This window comes from Streptomyces fagopyri (assembly GCF_009498275.1).
Lineage (GTDB): Bacteria > Actinomycetota > Actinomycetes > Streptomycetales > Streptomycetaceae > Streptomyces > Streptomyces fagopyri.
Genome location: NZ_CP045643.1, coordinates 8,358,300 through 8,376,164 on the forward strand (window position 1 = coordinate 8,358,300; position 17,865 = coordinate 8,376,164).

Here is a 17,865-nt window from a genome sequence, read left to right on the forward strand (position 1 = left end):
CTCGGAACGCTGTGGCGCGGGTGGGGTCACGGGCCCGCGTCGCCGCCCCTGTGAGCGTCGTCCGATCGCGGGGAAGGGGGAGCGGGAGGCGGGGGAGCGCCGATCCCCGGCGGACAGTGGCATGATCGCGCCGGGCATGCGACGGTTGCGCGATGACGACGAGCGACTACGACCGCGTGCGCCTCGGTATCGAGGCCATGACCGCCTATGTGTCCGGCGACAACCTCATGACCAAGTACATGATGGAGCGCGCGGAGTCGGACGGGAACCTCGACCAGGTCGCGGACGGTGTGACGGGGCTGTGCGCCCTGCTTCTGCGGCAGCTGGCGGAGATGACGGGGAAGCAGGAACTGGAGATCCTCCAGGAGATCGCCCGGGGCCTCAACCGCACCGAGCAGCGGGAGCAGTAGTCGCACACCGCCGGCCCGGAGGCCGCCGCCGGATCGCGTCCGGCGGCGGCCTCCGGGGTGCTGTGAGGTCCCGTACGGTCTCCACCGTCGGCCGACCGGCGTGCACGGTCCCGGTGAGCGGCCGGCGGGTGTTCACGGTCCCGGCCGCGGGCTCGTCGGTGCGGCGGGTGCGGATCCGGGTGCGGAAGGCGCCGGGCTCGGTCGGGTGCCGGTGGCGGCGTGCCGACTCAGGGCTCGATGACGAGTCGCTCGATGAGTCCGTCGCGCAGGGTGAACCGGAAGTTCAGATCGACGATCCCGCCGGGGAAGTCGCCTTCGAGCCGCTGGGTGACCGTGTACTCCCGGTCGGAGGTCTCGTGGACCGCGGTGGGCTCGATCGTGTAGGTGTACTCGCCGGCGGTCCGGTTCAGCCATCGCTCGACGGCGTCGATGCCGCTGTGGGTCGCCCCTTCGTCGGTCACCGTCGCGTCCGGGGTGAAGTTCGCGAGCTGCGCCGCGGTGTCGTGCAGGCGGTGGGCGGCCAGGAATCGGGTGACGGCCTGGGGGAGTGTGTCGAGGGTGACGGGTGCCATGGGATGTTCCTTCTGGTCGCGTGGGGACGCGGGACGGCCGGCCGAGTGCCGCGAGGGAGGCTGTTCGGCCGGGCGGCCCGTGCGGGTGACGGGGGCCGTCGTGAGGACGGGCGCAGCGGCGACGCGTGGCGAGTCGCTGCTAAATTCAAAGTAACTGACTTCGACGATAGCAGTGACCAGGCGAGGCGCAACTCGGTGGGCGTGGCGGCGTCGCGGCGTCGCGGCGGGCGAAGTGTGGCGGGTGGGCGGTCCTGACCGCGACGGCCGAGGGGTGTCTCACATACTGCTAAGATAGAAGTTTCTGGGAGTCGGTCACGGATACCGCTGACATCTCTGACATCACCGACATCTCTGACACCGCTGACGGAGAAGGGGGCGCGCATGCCGGCCCGAATTCGCCTGGAGGACCGCGAGTGCCCGCTGTCCCAGACCGTCCAGCATGTGGGCGAGTGGTGGACCCTGCTGATCCTGCATGACGCCTTCGACGGCTTCACCAGGTTCGACCAGTTCCAGGAGAACCTCGGCATCTCGTCCAGCATGCTGACGAGCAGGCTCAAGTCCCTGGTGGCGGAAGGACTCTTCGAGCGCCGCCGGTACCAGACCCGCCCCGACCGCTACGAGTACGTCCTCACGGAGTACGGTCGCTCGCTGCGCTCCGTCATCGTCGCCCTCGCCGCCTGGGGCAACTCCCGGCTCGACGCGGACGAGCGGGCCATGATCCTGGTCGACGCGCGGACCGGCGCCGAGGCCGACCCCGTGGTCGTCGACCGGACGACGGGCCGGCGCGTCGACACCGACGAGTTCGTCTTCAGGGCCGGTCCGGCCGCGAGCGAGGCCATGCGGACCCGGTACGCCGACCTGCCGAACGGCTCCTGACCGTCCCCGTCCCGGCCGGGCTTCACCCCTCCTCCGGTGGAGTGCTGGTCAGGACGGTGCGAGCAGGGTGAACTCCGCGCGGCCGCGCACCTCGCCGTTGACCTGGAGTTCCAGGGCGTGCGCACCTGGATGGAAGACCCGGGTGGTGATCTTCCTGAACGAGTGCCGCCGGCTGATCGAGACGCGTTCGCCCGCGTCGAGTGTCCTGGTGGTGAGCTTGAAGACCTTGGGCGCGGTGCTGCCGTTCGCCTTCTGGTAGTGGATCACATAGTCGATCACCAGCTTGGCCGGTGCCGCCCCTTCGTTGGCGACGTCGAACGCGAAGGTGATCTCGTCGCCCACCGCCACCCGGTCCTCGTCGAGCTGCGGACCGAGGACGGCGACCTCCGTCGCCGGCTCGAAGCCCATCAGGGACAGTGCCCCGGGGTGTCCCTTCTTCACGGCCGTGCGCAGCGCGTGCCGTACGACCCGGGGGGTGTGTTCGTCCGGCGCCGCGCTCCACCCGGCCGCCACCTCGACGGCCAGGTCGGGGACGGCGTGGCTGATGTCGTTCACATGGTTGGCCACCGAGCGCCGCACGTACTCGGACGGATCTCGGTAGAGCGCGTCGAGTACCGGGCGGGTGAGTTCGGGGCTCGTCAGGAGTCCGGGTACCCGGATCGCCCACGGCAGCCGGGGGCGTGTCCCCTCGCTCGCCAGCCGCCGCACGTGCTCGTCGGGGTGGTCGGTCCACCGCTGGACGACGCGGAGGGTCCGGGCGAGATCGGCCCTGAGCATCCGCCGGATGGCGAACTCGGCGGTCAGCCGGGGGGTGAGTTCGGCCAGCAGGTGCAGTGCGGCCTCGAAGGAGTCCGGATCGTCGTCCTCCAGGGCGCGGGTGACGACGGCCTCCGTCACCGGCCAGATCATCCAGCCGGTGAACCCGGGGTCGGCGAGTGCCGTGCGGACGACGGTCTGTGTCGCGGCGTATCCCTCGGGGAGACTCGCTGTCAGGACGTCCCGCACCAGGTCGCTGCGTTCACGCAGGGCCAGCCCGTCGAGCCGCTTCCCGCACGTGCGAACGGCCTTCGCGTCGTGCGGCCGCCCGGCCCTGTCGAGACAGTCGGCGAGAGCGGCCACCGCCGCCGAGCCCAGCAGTTCCTCGGCCAGCGGCACGTGACGCTCCTTGTCTCCGCGCACGCGGAACTCGGGGGGAGGGTTCGCGGGAGTTCCTGGCGTGGAGGGGATGCCGTCCCCGAACCTGTTACTTCTAGATTAGCAGTAACAGGTTCGCCTAGCCCGGCCGAGGTGCGCGCCTCGGTGGCCCGGTGGGCCCGGCCGAGGCGTCACCGCCCGGGTGGAGGCACGGTCAGGCGGGCTGCCACAGCTCGATCCGATTGCCCTCGGGATCGGTGACCCAGCCGAACCGGCCGACACCTTCCATGTCCTGCGTCTCGCCGGCCACGTCCGCGCCCTTCGCCCGCAACTGCGCGAGCATCGCGTCCAGGTCGCGGACCCGGAAGTTGAGCATGGTCCGCTGGGCGCGGGATCCGAAGTAGTCGGTCTCGGACTCGAAGGTCGCGAACACCGTCGGCCCGGCTTCCTGACCCCACAGTCCGTGCTCGTCCGCGTCCAGGCCCAGACAGTCGCGATACCAGGCGCCCAGGACCGCCGGGTCCGCGGCCCGCATGAAGTACCCACCGATTCCCAGCACACGTTCCATGCGGCCATCTTGTCAGGACGCCCACCGGGCGGGCCGGCCACCACACCATCGCCCGCCACGCCCCGTCTCCATGACGGACTGGTCAGGGGTGCCGTCGCGGCGCACGGAGCGGGCTCGCCGCACGGAAGGGGCCGATGGTGCCCGCGCCGGTCGTCGGCGGCCCCCTCTCCGCGAGCCCTGTCGCCTCTCTCCGGACCTGCCGCGACGGCCCGCCATTCGGGTGAAGCGCGCGTTACTCCACCGGTGTAAGGGACCAGGGGCCAGAAGCCTGTCGCGCGGTGCCGTGGTTTCCGTGAGGCCGATGCGGAGTGGCAGCCTGGGAGGGGACGAATGAGACTGAACTCCACGGTTTCGTGATCACGTAGGAGAGCACGGTCTCGTGGCTCGGAAACGGCTCGGTCGGGCCATTCGCCGGAGCGTGAGGACACCGGACCGGCCGCCCGCGACAAATCGGGAGCCGAAATGTCTTCTCAGGAGGTCGAATGGTGGAGCAGTCCTCCGAGGTCTTCATAATCGGCCCGGACGAACCAGTCGCCGCCAAGCCGAGCGGCGCCGACCCGGCGACGGCGGAGACCGAGAGGGAACTCGCCGGGGTGCTGGCAGGCGTCGTGTCCGCGGAACGCGTCCCGGTCGACAGCCACTTCTTCGACGACCTCGGGGCCAACTCGCTGGTCATGGCCCAGTTCTGCGCACGGGTCAGGAAGCGTCCGGACCTGCCGTCCGCGTCGATGAAGGACATCTACCGATACCCCACGATCCGTAGCCTGGCGGCGGCTCTGGTGGCGGCCGTCCCGGCGCCCGTCGACGCGCCGCTCTCCGCGTCACCGTCGGTTCCCGCACCGTCGCCGATCCCGGTGCCGCGGCCGAGCACGTCGCGCTACGTCCTGTGCGGAACCGCCCAATTGCTTTTCTTCCTCGGGTACTCCTTCTTCTCCGGCCTGGTCGCCGCCCGCGGATACGAATGGATCGCCGCCGGATCCGGCCTCGTCGACGTCTATGTGCGGTCGTTCCTGTTCGGCGGTCTCGGATTCATCGCGCTGTGCGGATTCCCGATCGTCGCCAAATGGATTCTCGTCGGCCGCTGGAAATCCCGTGAATTCCCCGTCTGGGGTCTGACCTATCTGCGTTTCTGGCTCGTCAAGGTCCTGCTCCACGCCAATCCGATGATCTTCTTCGTCGGCAGTCCGCTGTACGTGCTGTATCTGCGGGCGCTCGGCGCGCGCATCGGCGGCGGAGTCACGATCCTCTCCCGCTCGGTCCCCGTCTGCACCGACCTGCTCACGATCGGCTCCGGGACGGTGATCCGCAAGGACTCGTTCTTCCTCTGCTACCGGGCCCACTCGGGACGGATCCAGACCGGCCCGGTCACACTCGGCCGCGACGTGTTCGTCGGTGAGAAGACCGTCCTCGACATCGACACGGCGATGGGCGACGGAGCCCAGCTCGGCCACTCGTCCGCCCTGTACCGCGGCCAGACCGTCCCGGACGGCGAGCGCCGCCACGGCTCCCCGGCTGAACCCACGCGCGTCGACCACGTACGGGTCGCTCCCGCGGCCTGCGGCACGCCGCGCAGGGCCTGGTTCGGGATCGCCGGCCTGCTCCAGCTGTTCTTCCTCTACCTCCCGCTGGCCGTCGGCGGGATGTACATGCTGTTCGCCCAGATCCCGGCGCTCGGCCGGCGGCTGGACGCGGCCACGCCATCGATCACGTCGTCCGGATTCCTCGCCGACGCCCTGGTCCTGTCCGTCGCGCTGTTCTTCGGGTTCGTGGTCCTGGGCCTTGTCGCCCTGTTCACCCTGCCGCGCCTCCTGGGTCTGGCCATCGAGCCCGACCGGGTCTATCCGCTGTACGGCTTCCAGTACGCGCTGCACCGGGCGACGACGACCATGACGAACATCAAGTTCTTCGCCTGGCTCTTCGGTGACAGCTCGTACGTCGTGCCCTACCTGCGGGGCCTCGGCTACGACCTGTCGGAGGTCGAGCAGACCGGGTCGAACTTCGGCTCGGAGGTGCAGCACGAGACGCCGCTCCTGGCGACCGTCGGCAGCGGGACGATGATCGCGGACGGCCTCTCGATCGTCAACGCGGACTTCTCCAGCACGTCCTTCCGGGTGTCCCGGGCGACGATCGGGCCGCGCAACTTCCTCGGCAACAACATCGCCTATCCCGCCGGAGGCCGGACCGGCGAGAACTGCCTCCTCGCGACGAAGGTGCTGGTTCCCCTGGACGGCGAGGTCCGTACCGGGGTCGGACTGCTCGGATCACCGTGCTTCGAGATCCCCCGGTCGGTGGAGCGCGACTCCCGGTTCGACCATCTCCGCACGGGTGGGGAACTCGACCGCCACCTCGCCGCGAAGAACCGCTACAACCTCCGCACGATGGCGCTCTTCCTCTTCCTGCGCTGGCTGCACACCCTGGCACTCACGGCGTTCGGTCTCGCCTCCGTCAGCATGTACGGGGTCCTCGGGCACGTCGTGATCGGGGCGTACGTGCCGATCACCCTGACGTTCACCGCCCTGTACTTCGTCCTGGTGGAACGCTGTGTGGCCCGATTCCGCCCGCTGAGCCCGCGGTTGTGCTCCATCTACGACCCCTACTTCTGGTGGCACGAGCGCCTGTGGAAGGTGCCGGACCACTACCTCAACATCTTCAACGGGACCCCGTTCAAGAACGTGATCTGGCGGCTGCTGGGCGTCCGTACCGGCCGAAGGGTCTTCGACGACGGCTGCTACCTGACGGAGCGGACGCTCGCCGCGATCGGGGACGACTGCACCCTCAGCGCCGGTAGCAAGATCCAGTGCCACTCGCAGGAGGACGGCACCTTCAAGTCCGACCGCACCACCCTCGGTGCCGGCTGCACCCTCGGGGTCGGCGCCCACGTGCACTACGGCGTGACGATGGGTGACGGTGCCGTGCTGGCACCCGACTCCTTCCTCATGAAGGGCGAGGAGGTCCCTCCGCTCGCGCACTGGGGAGGGAACCCCGCCGTGGAGACCGCGGCCGCCCCGGCGCACCCCGACGCCGTCGGCGCGGCAGCGGTGGCGGCGACGTACTCGGCCGGCGGCGACGCGGCCACGGCGAGTTGAGGAAGGCCATTCGATGGGAGCGAACGTGGAGGCGGACCGGGAGTACTGGGGCCGTGTACTGGCCGCCGGGGGATTCACCCCGGCCCCACGGTGGTCGCGGGAACCGGTCGCGGGCGTCGCCGAGCACGAGACGGTGGTGCCGGGCGACGTGATGGAGACCGTGCGCGGCCTGGCACGCGACGTGGGCGCGCCGGTGAGCTCGGTGCTGCTGGCCGCGCACGCGAAGGTACTGGCCGTGCTGTCCGGTGAGCCGGACGTGGTGACGGGATACGCCGTCGCGGGGACGGACGCGGGTCCGCTGCCCTGCCGGCTGACCGTGGCCCCGCAGTCGTGGCGCCGGCTCGTGGTGGCTGTCCGCGGGGCCGAGTCCGATCTGCTGGCACACCGGGACTTCCCCGTGGACGCGCTGCGCCGGGAGTCGGGGACGACCGGGCCGTCGTACGAGATCACGTTCGACCCCACCGGAACCGCGGGTGTCCTGGCCGACGGCGTGGCGCTGGATGTGGGCTGGTGCGATCGCGGCGCGGATCCCGTGCTGAGGCTGCGGTACCGCACCGAGGTGCTGGACGCCGAGTGCGCGGCCCGCATCGCCGGCCACCACCTCGCCGCGCTCACGCTGATGGCGGCCGACGCGGACGCCGACCACGCACAGCAGAGCCTGCTGTCGCCCGAGGAGGTGCGGTACCAGCTCCAGGCGCTGGCCGGACCACGGCGGCCGCTGCCCGAAGGACGGGCGCACGAACTGTTCGAACAGCGGGTGCGCGCGCATCCGGAGGCGGTCGCGGCGGTCCACGGCGAACAGACGTGGACGTACGGGGAACTCAACGCGCGCGCGAACCGGCTCGCGCGGGCCCTGCTGGCCCGCGGACTGGGCCGGGAGGAAGCGGTCGGCGTCGTCACCGAACGCAACCTCGACTGGCTCGCCGCGGTGCTGGCGGTGTTCAAGGCCGGCGGCGTCTATCTGCCGATCGAGCCCCATTTCCCCGCGGGACGCATCGAGGCGACCCTGTCGCGGGCCGGGTGCCGGCTCGTGCTGACCGAGTCCGGCAGCGCCGACACGCTCGACCGGGCGCTGGGCGCGCTCCAGGGCGTCGGGAGACTGCTGGTCGAGACGGCGTACGCGGAACAGCACGACGACGGTGACGTCGGAGTGAGGGTGACGGCAGGTCAACTGGCCTACATCTACTTCACCTCCGGCTCCACCGGCGAGCCCAAGGGCGCGATGTGCGAGCACGCCGGCATGCTCAACCACCTCTACGCCAAGATCGACGACCTGGGGATCGACCAGGACCGCGTGGTGGCGCAGACGGCCCCCCAGTGCTTCGACATCTCGCTGTGGCAGCTGCTGGCCCCGCTGCTGGTGGGCGGCAGGACGCTGCTCGTCGGACAGAAGGTGATCGTCGACGTGGAACGGTTCGTCGACACACTGGTCGAGGGCCGGGTGGGTGTGGCGCAGCTCGTGCCCTCCTACCTGGAGGTGGTGGTGTCCTACCTGGAGCTGCACCCCCGCGAACTGCCCGACCTGACCCGGGTGTCGGTGACCGGAGAGGCGCTGAAGCGGGAACTGGTCCAGCGCTGGTTCGCGATCCAGCCGGGGATCGGGCTCGTCAACGCCTACGGGCTGACCGAGACGTCGGACGACACCAACCACGAGATCATGGACGGCGTGCCGGACCGTGTGCTGCTCGGACGCGCGGTCAACAACGTGCACGTCTACGTCGTCGACGAGCACCTGTCACTGGTGCCGCTCGGCGCGCCGGGCCTGATCGCGTTCTCCGGGGTCTGCGTGGGCCGGGGGTACGTCAACGACCCCGAGCGGACCCGTGAGGCGTACCGGAAGGATCCGTACCGGTCGGGGGAGCGGCTCTACCTGGGCGGCGACCGGGGGCGCTGGCATCCGGGCGGCTCGCTGGAGTTCCTGGGCCGCCGGGACAACCAGGTCAAGATCCGGGGCTTCCGCATCGAGATCGGCGAGATCGAGAACACCCTGCTGCGGGTGCCCGGAGTCCGGGACGGCGCGGTGGTGGTCGCCGAGTCGGCCGGCGGCGGCAAGCACCTGATCGCCTACTACTGCGGCCGGTCCCTGCGGACGGACGTGCTGCGCGAGGCGCTGGGCGCCGTACTGCCCGACTACATGATTCCCTCCGCCTTCCACTGGCAGCGGAGCCTGCCCCTGACCGCCAACGGGAAGACCGACACGAAAGCCCTGACCGCGCTGGCCGAACAGACGGCGACGGGTGCCGGCGCCGACCGTGGCGGACAGCTCCGGAACGCTCCGGACACCCCCGCCGAGCGGAAACTCGCGTGCGTGTGGGCCGAGTTGCTGGGCGTACCCGAGCACAGCGTCGGCCGCCAGGACCACTTCTTCGAATCCGGCGGCACCTCGCTGACAGCCGTGAAACTCACCGTCGCCCTGGACCGCGCGGTGTCCCTCAAGGACATCACCTCCCACCCGGTGCTCGCCGACCTCGCCGCACTTCTCGACGGCGCCGCGCTCCGGCGCCACGGCCTGCTCCAGCGGCTCGTGGAATCGGACGGCCCCTCGGAGTGCGCCCTGGTGTGCTTCCCGCACGCGGGCGGCAACGCGGTCAACTTCCGGCCGATGGCCGTCGCCCTGGCGGCCACGGGCCATGGCCCCTCGGTCTACGCCGTCGACCTGCCCGGCCACGACCCGGCCGCCCACGAGGAGCCGTTCGTGCCGCTGGCACAGGCGGCGCGGCAGGTGGTCACCGAGATCGCCGGCCGCGGCCTGACCCGGGTCGTGCTCTGGGGACATTCGTCGGGCGCCGCCGCGGCCCTGGAGACGGCGAGACTGCTGCGGGAGCGCGGAGTGGACGTGCCCCGCGTGTTCCTGGGTGCCCAGCTCCTGGGTACCGCCGACGACCGGCGTGCGGCCGTCGCGGAACTGGCCCGGCGGAGCAACGCCGAGATCGCCGCCGGGCTGAGTTCGGACAGCGGGTACGCCGAACTCGGTGAGCTGAACGCCCTCCAGGCCGAACGGATCGGTGCCGCCTACCGGAACGACTGCGTGGCCGCGCACCGCTGTCTCACCGACCTCCTGGAAAGCCCTCCTGCGGCCAGGCTCACCGTGCCGGTCACCGTGGTCGTCGCCGCCGACGACCCCCACACGGCGGGGTTCGCCGACCGCTACCGCGACTGGCAGCTCCTGGCCGAACAGGTGGAGCTGCACGAACTCGCCGACGGTGGCCACTACTTCCCGCGCACCCGGCCCGAAGCGGCCGCGCAGGCGGTGCTGGACGCCACCGAACTGCTCGCCTCCCCCTCACCGACGTGAGCGGCCCTCACCCACCTGAGCGGACCTCACCCACCTGAGCGGCAACCGAAAGGAATCCCGATGTCGTCCTCGTTCCTGGCAGCCCTGCCCGAGGTGGAACTGCACCCCGGCAAACCCCCGATCCTGCGCGTCGACGCCCCCGGTGACGCGCCCGCCTGGGCGGCGGAGAACCGCGAGGCGCTGCGCGGCCAGGTCGCGGAGCACGGCGCACTGCTCGTCCGGGGGCTGGGGCTGCGGGCCGCGGATCAGGCCGGTGCCGTCTTCAGGGGACTGGGCGGCGACCCGATGGAGGACAGGGAGGCGTTCGCGCCCCGGCAGGTCCGCGGACCCGGCCTGTACTCCTCGTCCACCTGGCCCGCCAACCAGCCGATGTGCATGCACCACGAGCTGAGCTACCGGCAGGAGTTCCCCGGCCTGATGCTGTTCGCCTGCCTGACGGCGCCCGGCCAGGGCGGGGCGACCGCCGTGGCCGACGCCGAGCGGGTCCTCCAGGCACTGCCCGCCGAGCTGACCGAGCGGTTCCAACGCGAGGGCTGGCTGCTCACCCGCAGTTACAACGACGAGATCGGGGCGTCCCTGACCGAGTCGTTCGGCACCGACGACCACGCCGCCGTCGAGCGCTACTGCCACGACCACGCCATCGACTTCGGCTGGGAGCCCGACGGGTCCCTGCGCACACGGCAGCGCCGCGACGCCGTCGTGCGGCACCCGCTCACCGGCAGGCGCTGCTGGTTCAACCAGATCGCCTTCCTCAACGAGTGGACCCTGGCCCCCGAGGTGCGCGAGTACCTGGTGGACGTCTACGGCGCGGACGGGCTGCCGTTCAACACCCGCTTCGGGGACGGTTCCCCGATCGGCGAGGACGTCGTCCGGCTCATCAACGCCACCTACGAGGACCACACCCGGCGCGAGCCCTGGCAGGCCGGCGACATGCTGCTGGTCGACAACGTACGCACGGCGCACAGCCGGGAGGCATACACCGGAGACCGTGAGGTGCTGGTCGCCATGGCCGAGCCGCGGCGGTCCGCGGACCGCCGCCCCACCCCGGACGGAGGCCGGCGATGACCGTTCTGCCCTCACCCCTCACCGAGTCCGCCGCTCCCCGTTCCGCCACGGCGCCCACCTTCGCGGTGATCTCCGGCGCGCAGGTGCAGCAGGCACTCGCCGGACGCGAACGACAGCTCGTGGAACTGGTCGAGGCCGCCTACCGGCTGCACGGCGCCGGGGACTCGGTCAACCCGCCCTCGTACTTCCTGCGCTTCCCCGACCGCCCGGCGGACCGGATCATCGCGCTGCCCGCGTCCATCGGCGGGCCGATCCGGGTGGACGGCATGAAGTGGATCTCCAGCTTCCCGGGCAACGTCCAGGCGGGCATCCCCCGGGCCTCCGCGGTCCTCGTCCTCAACGACCACGACACCGGCTACCCCTTCGCCTGCCTGGAGAGCTCCGTCATCAGCGCCACCAGGACCGCGGCCTCCGCCGCGCTGGCGGCCGACCGGCTCAGCCACGGCCGCCCCCGCCCCACCCGGGTCGGATTCGTCGGCACCGGCCTCATCGCCCGCTACATCCACACCTTCCTGGCAGGCACCGGCTGGACCTTCGACACCGTGGGCGTGCACGACCTGTCGGCCGACAGCGCGGCGGGCTTCTCCGGCTATCTGCGGGAGGCCGGGACCACCGGGCACGCCCCTGGGATCACGGTCCACGACAGCACCGAGGAGCTGATCCGCGCCAGCGACCTGGTGGTCTTCGCGACCGTCGCGGGCGAACCCCATGTCACCGACCCGGACTGGTTCTCCCACCACCCCCTGGTCCTGAACGTGTCGCTGCGCGACCTCGCCCCCGAGGTGCTGCTCGCCGCCGCCAACATCGTCGACGACGTCGAGCACTGCCTGAAGGCCGACACCTCGCCCCACCTGGCCGAACAGCTCACCGGCGGCCGGGACTTCCTGGACGGCACCCTCGACGACGTGCTGACCGGACGGCTGACCCCGCCGGCCGACCGGACCGTGATCTTCTCGCCCTTCGGGCTCGGTGTCCTCGACCTCGCCGTCGGCAAGTACGTGTACGACGAAGTGGCCCGGAAGGGGGACCTGCGTCTCGTCGACGACTTCTTCCACGACCTGCGTCGGTACGGCTGAAGCGGAACCACCTCAGCCCTGGCATCAGGAGGCCCACCGTGCCCGTCATCTCCGCTCCCCACGCCTTCAACGAAAGCCAGCTCTACGTCGACCTCCGGTCGATCCTCGGGCATTCGCTGTATCTGAAGTGCGAAGGCTTCAACTTCGCCGGCTCCATCAAGTTGAAAGCGGCGAACGAGATGGTGGAGAGCGCCGAGCGCGAGGGGGTCCTGAAGCCGGACTCGATCCTGGTGGAGTCGTCGTCCGGGAACCTGGGCGTGGCCCTGAGCACGATCGCCGCGAGCAAGGGCTACCAGTTCCTGTGCGTCACGGACTCCCGGTGCAACCTCTCGACCCGACTGCTGATGGAGGCGCTCGGCAGCGAGGTGCACGTCATCTCCGAACTGGACGCCAACGCGGGTTTCCTCGGCGCGCGGATCGACTACGTCCGCGCGCTGTGCGCCTCCGACGACCGGTACGTGTGGCTCAGCCAGTACACCAACCCGGGCAACTGGAAGGCGCACTACCGCACGACGGCGCCCGAGATCGCCAGCTACTTCCCGGGCCTGGACGTCCTGTTCGTCGGGGCGGGCACCACCGGGACCCTGATGGGCTGCGCACGCTACTTCCGCACATGGCACCGGCCGGTGCGGATCGTCGCCGTCGACAGCGTCGGCTCGGTGGCCTTCGGCGGCACACCGGGCCGCCGGATGATCCCGGGCCTGGGCATGAGCATGCGGCCGCCCCTGCTCGACGAGTCCTTCGTGGACGAGGTGATCCGGGTGGAGGAGGCGGACACCATCCGCACGTGCCACCGGCTGGCCCGCCGCGGCTTCGTCTTCGGCGGCTCCACCGGGACGGTGGTCAGCGGGGCCATGGACTGGCTGGGCCGGCAGGACGCGCCCGGCATCACCGCGGTGGCCATCGCCCCCGACCTCGGTGAGCGGTACCTCGACACCATCTACCAGACCAACTGGCTGCAGGATCTCTACGGCGAGAACATTCTCGACCCCGAACAGGTGGCCGTCGGTCAGAGCGGCGCCGGGCCCGCGCCCGACCCACCCGAACCGCCGGACACGCCTCCCCGACGCCGAAGCCGCTGAACGACGCGTCTCCGGGCCACGCCGGTGCGACGGCGTCCGGTGCGCGGGCCCACGTCGTGAACGGGCCCGCGTCCGGTTCGGCCCGTACCCGAGTCGGGTCCGCGTCCGGTTCGGTCCGTACCCGAGTCGGGTCCGCGTCCGGTTCGGTCCCGTCTCGGGTACGGACCCGAGGCACGGTCGGCGCCCCCCGACCGGCGGACGCCGAGTTCGTGGAGCTCTGGGCGGCGGTCTTCGGCGGCGGCCCGGCACGGTCACCCTCCGGGCCCGGCGAGCACGCGGGCGGGCTCGCCCCGTACGGGTTCCGCGGCGGTCAGCCCGGCTTCTCGCCGGTCTGGCAGACCTGGCGGGCGATCTCGCGCAGCTTGATGTTGCGGTCCTGCGATGCCTTCTTGAGCACCTTGAAGGCAGCGTTCTCGGGCAGCCCGTAGCGCTCCATGAGGATGCCCATCGCCTCGCCGATCTCGTGGCGGGTCTCCAGGGCGTCGCCGAGCTGCTGGTGCGTGCGGGCCGCCGAGAAGGCCACGGCGGCGTGCGAGGCGAGGATCCAGCCGGCCCTCCGCGCGGCCTCGTCGAAGGCACGCGGCTGGTGGGAGTACAGATTGAGGGCGCCCAGTTCGTCGTCCTCGGTGAACAGGAGGAAACCCATCACGCTCCCCATGCCCAGCTTCCTCAGCTCGGGGGCGAAACGCGACCAGCGTTCGTGCGGCCGGCTCAGGTCCTCGATGACATAGACCTGCTGACGGTCGGTCACGGCGTCGAAGCAGGGGCCCTCCCGCAGGTCCTGCTGGATCCGGTCCGCGCGGCGCACCACGTCGCCGGTCGCCGCCAGAGCACGTACCTCGCCGCGCCGCACGGTGAGGATGCCGGCCTCGTCACAGCCGTTGATCAGCACCGTCGCGTGTTCCACGATGCGGTCCAAGGTGTCCTGGACCGAGTCCTGGGCCAGCAGATCGCGCGCCATTTCCGCCAGGGCGATGGCGAACTGCTCCCAGACCTCGCCGGGCTCACGTGACATGTGCCACCTGCTCTGCTGTTGAAGCCGCGTCGTCGCCCACCAGGGGTCCCATCTTGCCACCCGTACTTCCCGGTCGCGCCCCGCGGACGCCTTCGCGGGGCGCGACCGCGCACGGCCGCCGGTGGTCGTTTCCCGTTCAAGCGACGCCGTCCCGGCAAGACACCGTGTTTCACCCGTGGATCAACGGTGACCCGAAGGGAGACCGAAGTCCGACGAACGACAGCACCGCGAACGCAGGAGGTTCCCATGGACAACTGGCGCGAATCGGCGGCATGCCGCACCGTCGACCCCGACCTCTTCTTCCCCATCGGCAGCACGGGCCCCGCGCTTCCGCAGGTCGAGGAGGCGAAGGCCGTCTGCCGGCAGTGCCCCGTCCGTGACGAGTGCCTGCGCTGGGCGCTCGACACGGGGCAGACCATCGGCGTCTGGGGCGGGACGAGCGAGAACGAACGGCGCGCGCTGAGGCGGCGTACGGTCGGCCGCGCCGCCAGGGATGCCGGAACCTAAGGGCTGTCCCGTGATCCCCGGCGGGCGCACGACGACGGCCACGGCACCTCACCGCGTCGTCGGGGTCGCCCGGACACACCCGGTACGAGGACGCCCCTCCGCCTTCGCGACGCACCGCGTCCCACGCCGCGCGCCGAACCACCGGGGATCACGGGACAGCCCTTGGGCGAGTGAGGCAGGCACGTGGGCAGAAGTGCACGAGAGGTGGCGTCCACGTGGTGTGGAGCGGGAGGAGAGATCCCGCCGACGAGTTCGGGGCAGGCGTGATGGAAAGTGATCCGCGCGGGGACAAGCGGCCGTCGGACGAGGAGCTGGAGAGCCTCGACGTCGTTTTTCCCGGTCGATTGCGCGACGTGACCGACGCCCGCCTCTCGGCGGAGGGCTATCTCCGGGTCCTCGCACGGGCTTCACCGCCCTCGTCGCCCGAGTACTGGGACGACGTCCTGCTGGTGGTGACCGAGCTGGCCGCCAACACGATCCAGTACGCTCCCGGCCCCTTCGAGCTGCGGGTACGGCCCACCGGCGACGGCGTGCAGGTGACACTGCGCGACAGCAGTACCACGCCGCCCACGCCCCGGCGCATGAACCCGTCGCGGGGGGCGGGCGGCATCGGCTGGCACCTCGTCCACGCGCTCTGCCACCGGGTCAGCGTCGTGGTGCGGCCGGACGGGAAGGACGTGCACGCCCTGCTGCCGTGGTGAGCTCCCGGCCGTACGGCCTTCCGGACACCCGGTCGCTCTCCGGGCCCACCGCGCGCCGCCGCCCGTACCGGCTCGTCCGGTCGGGCAGGTGTCGGTTCCCCGGACGGGGGCACGGGACTGCTGCAGGACACAACAGTTCCGTGCGTCTGAACGAGGTGGATCAGTGAGCCTGGAGCAGGACCGAGTGCCGGTACGTGGCGACCAGACGGACGACGAGGTGCGTGAGCCCTCCGATGAGGAACGTGCCGCCTGGGCACGCGTGCGCCGTACGGCCACGGGGATGCGGCACCACGAGGCGAAGGGCGCGCTGGAGGCCGCCCGGGAGACGGTTCGCGGCGACACGCTCACCGGCCGGGACGCGCTGATCGCGCGGGCGGAGGCCGAGGAGTGGGAGCGGATCACCGAGGCGCTCGCCGACCACGCGGGGACGTACGACCCCGAGCACGACCCCTTCGTCCAGGGCGAACTGACCGCTCGCGCGCATCGGACGGAGACGGCGGCCCGCCCTCGGTGATCGAATCTCCGCGAGCGCCGCCTCCGCGATGTCAGTGCCGTCCGCGACAATGCCGTGCAGCAACGAAGATCGTTTCCGCTCCGCGCGGCATGCGATCGGACCCGTCCGTCGAGAGGCCGCCCGCACATGACGCCCGCCCCCCTGCCAACGCGCCGTGTCGCGAGCCCTGAACGGAGACCGCTGACGATGCTCCGAGCCGTCCCGCGCCCCGCCGCCCCCCTCGGCCCCGACGGTGCCGAGGTGCTGCGTCTCATCACCGTGCAGCGTGCCCCCGTCTGCCTCACCGTGCAGGCCAGTGGGCGTCGCCGGTACGGCTACTGGCAGCCCATGGACACCGGCGCGGGGCGCGGCGGCTGCTTTGTCGCCCTGCCCACGGACGAGTGCGACGCGCTGCACGCGGCCGGCCGGATCGTGCTGGGGGAGCCGGTGGTGGACCCGGGCAAGACCACGTACCCGGTGCGCCCCGCCGCGCGGGTCGCGTCCTCCTCGGCCGGTGCGCCCCGCCAGGCCCTCACCGCGTAAGGGGCGGCGCGAGGCTCACGACGTCGTGTGGCGGCTGCGCACCCACATCGGCACGGCCAACCAGCAGAACAGGTACCAGGCGACGACCCCCGAGACGAGCCAGGGCACATAGGCGTCGTGGGTGGCGACCCGCAGGATCAGCAGCAGTGAGGCCGTCATCGTCGCGAGCAGCAGCACGAGCCCCGCGAGCGTCAGCCGTGACGCCCATACGACCGCCCGCTCCTTCACCCGTCTGCCGGCGACGATCCGGTGCAAGGACACCGGGCCGATCAGCGCCCCGGTGGCGGAGGCCCCGAGAACGACCGTGACGATGTAGATGGTTCTGTCCGCCTGTTCCAATTGCGTGTACCGCGGTGTGAACACGACCGTCAGCAGAAAGCCGAACAGAATCTGCACGCCCGTCTGGGCGACCCGGATCTCCTGGAGGAGGTCACCCCATTTGCGGTCGGCCCTCTCCTCCGCAGTCTCCTCACGCCCCGTGTCTCCCCGTGCGCGCTCCGTTTCCCGGCGGGTTTCGTCATGTGCCGACTCCGACAAGTCTTCCTCCCGGCCTACCCCGGATGACCGGGCCGCGTTCTCGGTGGATCCAATGTCCCCGAAATACCTCGAAGAATGACGGGGCACTCTCATCCGTCGCACCTGTGCCGAGAAAAGCGTACTCACCGGGGAGAGAGCGGTACGACGGCCGTGATGCGTTTTCCTCCCGCTCGGAGATACGAGATCATGATGTCGCGGGCCAGCCGGCAGATGATCGGCCAGCCGTGGCCGCCGATCCGCACGGACCCCGGACCGCCGGCGTCCCGTACGGGCCTCGGCACCTCCTCGCTGCGGTCGCTCACCGACAGACGCACCTCGCGCTCGCCCGGTATCACCTCGAACGCCGTGACCCCGCCGCCGTGCAGCATCGCGTTGGTGGTGAGTTCGGAGGCGACGAGCAGGACGTCACCGACGGCTGTCGCGTCGGGCGTGGCCCCGGGTCCGCGGGATCGTCGCGCGTTGTCGAGCGCCTCCCGCACGGCCTCCCGCACCTCGGCCGGGCTGCGCGGTCCCGCGGAGTGCGGCTCGGGCGGGCCGGTCGCCGTGTCGGTCGAGTGCGCCCGGTGATCTCCGCGCATTTCTTCACTCCTTCTTCGAAAAGAAACGGGCCCGCCGCATGAGCGTGCGGCGGGCCCGAAGCGGCGCGTGACCCTCAGTGCCGGAAAATGTCCTTCATCTTCTCCTTGGCCTGGCGGGTGTCACCCTTCGCCTTCTCCGCCCTGCCTTCGGCGGTCATACGCTCGTTGCCGACGGTACGACCGACGGTTTCCTTGGCCTTGCCCTTGGCCTGCTCCGTCTTCGCCTGTGCCTTCTGGTTCTTGGTCACCGCAGATCACGTCCTTACCGCATTGACTGTGCGATCCACTATTACGGCTGACCTGAGAGGACCGTCCCAAACCCGCACG

At 70.9% G+C, this 17,865-nt stretch carries 18 protein-coding genes; 11 read left to right on the top strand and 7 right to left on the bottom strand.

All coding sequences use genetic code 11. From position 1 onward, the window contains the following. Positions 1 to 152 precede the first annotated feature (152 nt). Entirely contained in the window at positions 153 to 410 is a 258-nt protein-coding gene (locus tag GFH48_RS36115; protein ID WP_153292265.1) for a hypothetical protein, read from the top strand. Positions 411 to 637: 227 nt separating this feature from the next. Here the strand turns inward: GFH48_RS36115 and GFH48_RS36120 are convergent, their stop codons facing one another. Further along, positions 638 to 982 carry a nuclear transport factor 2 family protein gene (locus tag GFH48_RS36120; RefSeq protein WP_153292266.1) on the bottom strand — a complete coding sequence of 115 codons (345 nt, stop codon included), beginning with the start codon at positions 980 to 982 and terminating at the stop codon, positions 638 to 640. A gap of 381 nt (positions 983 to 1,363) precedes the next feature. Between GFH48_RS36120 and GFH48_RS36125 the strand changes: the two genes are divergently transcribed. Continuing rightward, positions 1,364 to 1,858 carry a winged helix-turn-helix transcriptional regulator gene (locus GFH48_RS36125; protein ID WP_153292267.1) on the top strand — a complete coding sequence of 165 codons (495 nt, stop codon included), beginning with the start codon at positions 1,364 to 1,366 and terminating at the stop codon, positions 1,856 to 1,858. Between the two features lie 48 nt (positions 1,859 to 1,906). Here the strand turns inward: GFH48_RS36125 and GFH48_RS36130 are convergent, their stop codons facing one another. Both GFH48_RS36130 and GFH48_RS36135 read right to left on the bottom strand, forming a co-directional pair. Continuing rightward, a complete protein-coding gene (locus GFH48_RS36130) occupies positions 1,907 to 3,013 on the bottom strand; it encodes a DNA alkylation repair protein (protein WP_153292268.1) in 1,107 nt (368 codons plus the stop codon). Positions 3,014 to 3,206: 193 nt separating this feature from the next. After that, entirely contained in the window at positions 3,207 to 3,560 is a 354-nt protein-coding gene (locus tag GFH48_RS36135) for a VOC family protein (protein ID WP_153292269.1), read from the bottom strand. Between the two features lie 482 nt (positions 3,561 to 4,042). Here GFH48_RS36135 and GFH48_RS36140 point away from each other — a divergent pair, with 482 nt between their 5' ends. The 5 genes from GFH48_RS36140 to sbnA are packed head-to-tail and all read left to right on the top strand — an operon-like array spanning position 4,043 to position 13,164. After that, positions 4,043 to 6,646, top strand: a complete 2,604-nt coding sequence (locus tag GFH48_RS36140; protein ID WP_153292270.1) for a Pls/PosA family non-ribosomal peptide synthetase — start codon at positions 4,043 to 4,045, stop codon at positions 6,644 to 6,646. Positions 6,647 to 6,659: 13 nt separating this feature from the next. Then, entirely contained in the window at positions 6,660 to 9,941 is a 3,282-nt protein-coding gene (locus GFH48_RS36145; RefSeq protein WP_153292271.1) for a non-ribosomal peptide synthetase, read from the top strand. Positions 9,942 to 10,001: 60 nt separating this feature from the next. Further along, on the top strand, positions 10,002 to 11,006 hold the full coding sequence (locus GFH48_RS36150) for a TauD/TfdA family dioxygenase (protein ID WP_153292272.1): 1,005 nt from the start codon (positions 10,002 to 10,004) through the stop codon (positions 11,004 to 11,006). Beyond that, on the top strand, positions 11,003 to 12,082 hold the full coding sequence (gene sbnB, locus GFH48_RS36155; RefSeq protein WP_153292273.1) for a 2,3-diaminopropionate biosynthesis protein SbnB: 1,080 nt from the start codon (positions 11,003 to 11,005) through the stop codon (positions 12,080 to 12,082). The genes GFH48_RS36150 and sbnB overlap by 4 nt, the downstream gene beginning before the upstream one ends. 38 nt (positions 12,083 to 12,120) lie before the next feature. Continuing rightward, complete coding sequence (gene sbnA / locus GFH48_RS36160) at positions 12,121 to 13,164, top strand: 2,3-diaminopropionate biosynthesis protein SbnA (protein WP_153292274.1); 1,044 nt, start codon at positions 12,121 to 12,123, stop codon at positions 13,162 to 13,164. A 310-nt stretch (positions 13,165 to 13,474) separates the two neighbouring features. Here sbnA and GFH48_RS36165 read toward each other — a convergent pair whose 3' ends face one another. Then, a complete protein-coding gene (locus GFH48_RS36165) occupies positions 13,475 to 14,179 on the bottom strand; it encodes a GAF and ANTAR domain-containing protein (protein WP_153292275.1) in 705 nt (234 codons plus the stop codon). Positions 14,180 to 14,425: 246 nt separating this feature from the next. Here GFH48_RS36165 and GFH48_RS36170 point away from each other — a divergent pair, with 246 nt between their 5' ends. The 4 genes from GFH48_RS36170 to GFH48_RS36185 all read left to right on the top strand — a co-directional run bounded on the left by GFH48_RS36170 (position 14,426) and on the right by GFH48_RS36185 (position 16,423). Next, entirely contained in the window at positions 14,426 to 14,686 is a 261-nt protein-coding gene (locus GFH48_RS36170) for a WhiB family transcriptional regulator (protein WP_153292276.1), read from the top strand. 266 nt (positions 14,687 to 14,952) lie between these two features. Then, positions 14,953 to 15,387, top strand: a complete 435-nt coding sequence (locus GFH48_RS36175) for an ATP-binding protein (protein WP_153292277.1) — start codon at positions 14,953 to 14,955, stop codon at positions 15,385 to 15,387. Between the two features lie 163 nt (positions 15,388 to 15,550). Next, entirely contained in the window at positions 15,551 to 15,901 is a 351-nt protein-coding gene (locus GFH48_RS36180) for a hypothetical protein (protein WP_228121142.1), read from the top strand. A gap of 186 nt (positions 15,902 to 16,087) precedes the next feature. Further along, the gene (locus GFH48_RS36185; protein WP_228121144.1) at positions 16,088 to 16,423 is read left to right on the top strand and encodes a hypothetical protein; all 336 of its coding nucleotides are present in this window, start codon (positions 16,088 to 16,090) and stop codon (positions 16,421 to 16,423) included. 15 nt (positions 16,424 to 16,438) lie between these two features. Here the strand turns inward: GFH48_RS36185 and GFH48_RS36190 are convergent, their stop codons facing one another. The 3 genes from GFH48_RS36190 to GFH48_RS36200 form a co-directional block, all read right to left on the bottom strand. Next, positions 16,439 to 17,053: a DUF6328 family protein gene (locus GFH48_RS36190; protein WP_228121146.1), complete on the bottom strand. Its 615-nt coding sequence runs from the start codon at positions 17,051 to 17,053 to the stop codon at positions 16,439 to 16,441. A 29-nt stretch (positions 17,054 to 17,082) separates the two neighbouring features. Further along, on the bottom strand, positions 17,083 to 17,538 hold the full coding sequence (locus GFH48_RS36195; RefSeq protein WP_153292280.1) for an ATP-binding protein: 456 nt from the start codon (positions 17,536 to 17,538) through the stop codon (positions 17,083 to 17,085). Between the two features lie 74 nt (positions 17,539 to 17,612). Beyond that, entirely contained in the window at positions 17,613 to 17,786 is a 174-nt protein-coding gene (locus GFH48_RS36200; RefSeq protein WP_153292281.1) for a CsbD family protein, read from the bottom strand. Positions 17,787 to 17,865 lie beyond the last annotated feature (79 nt).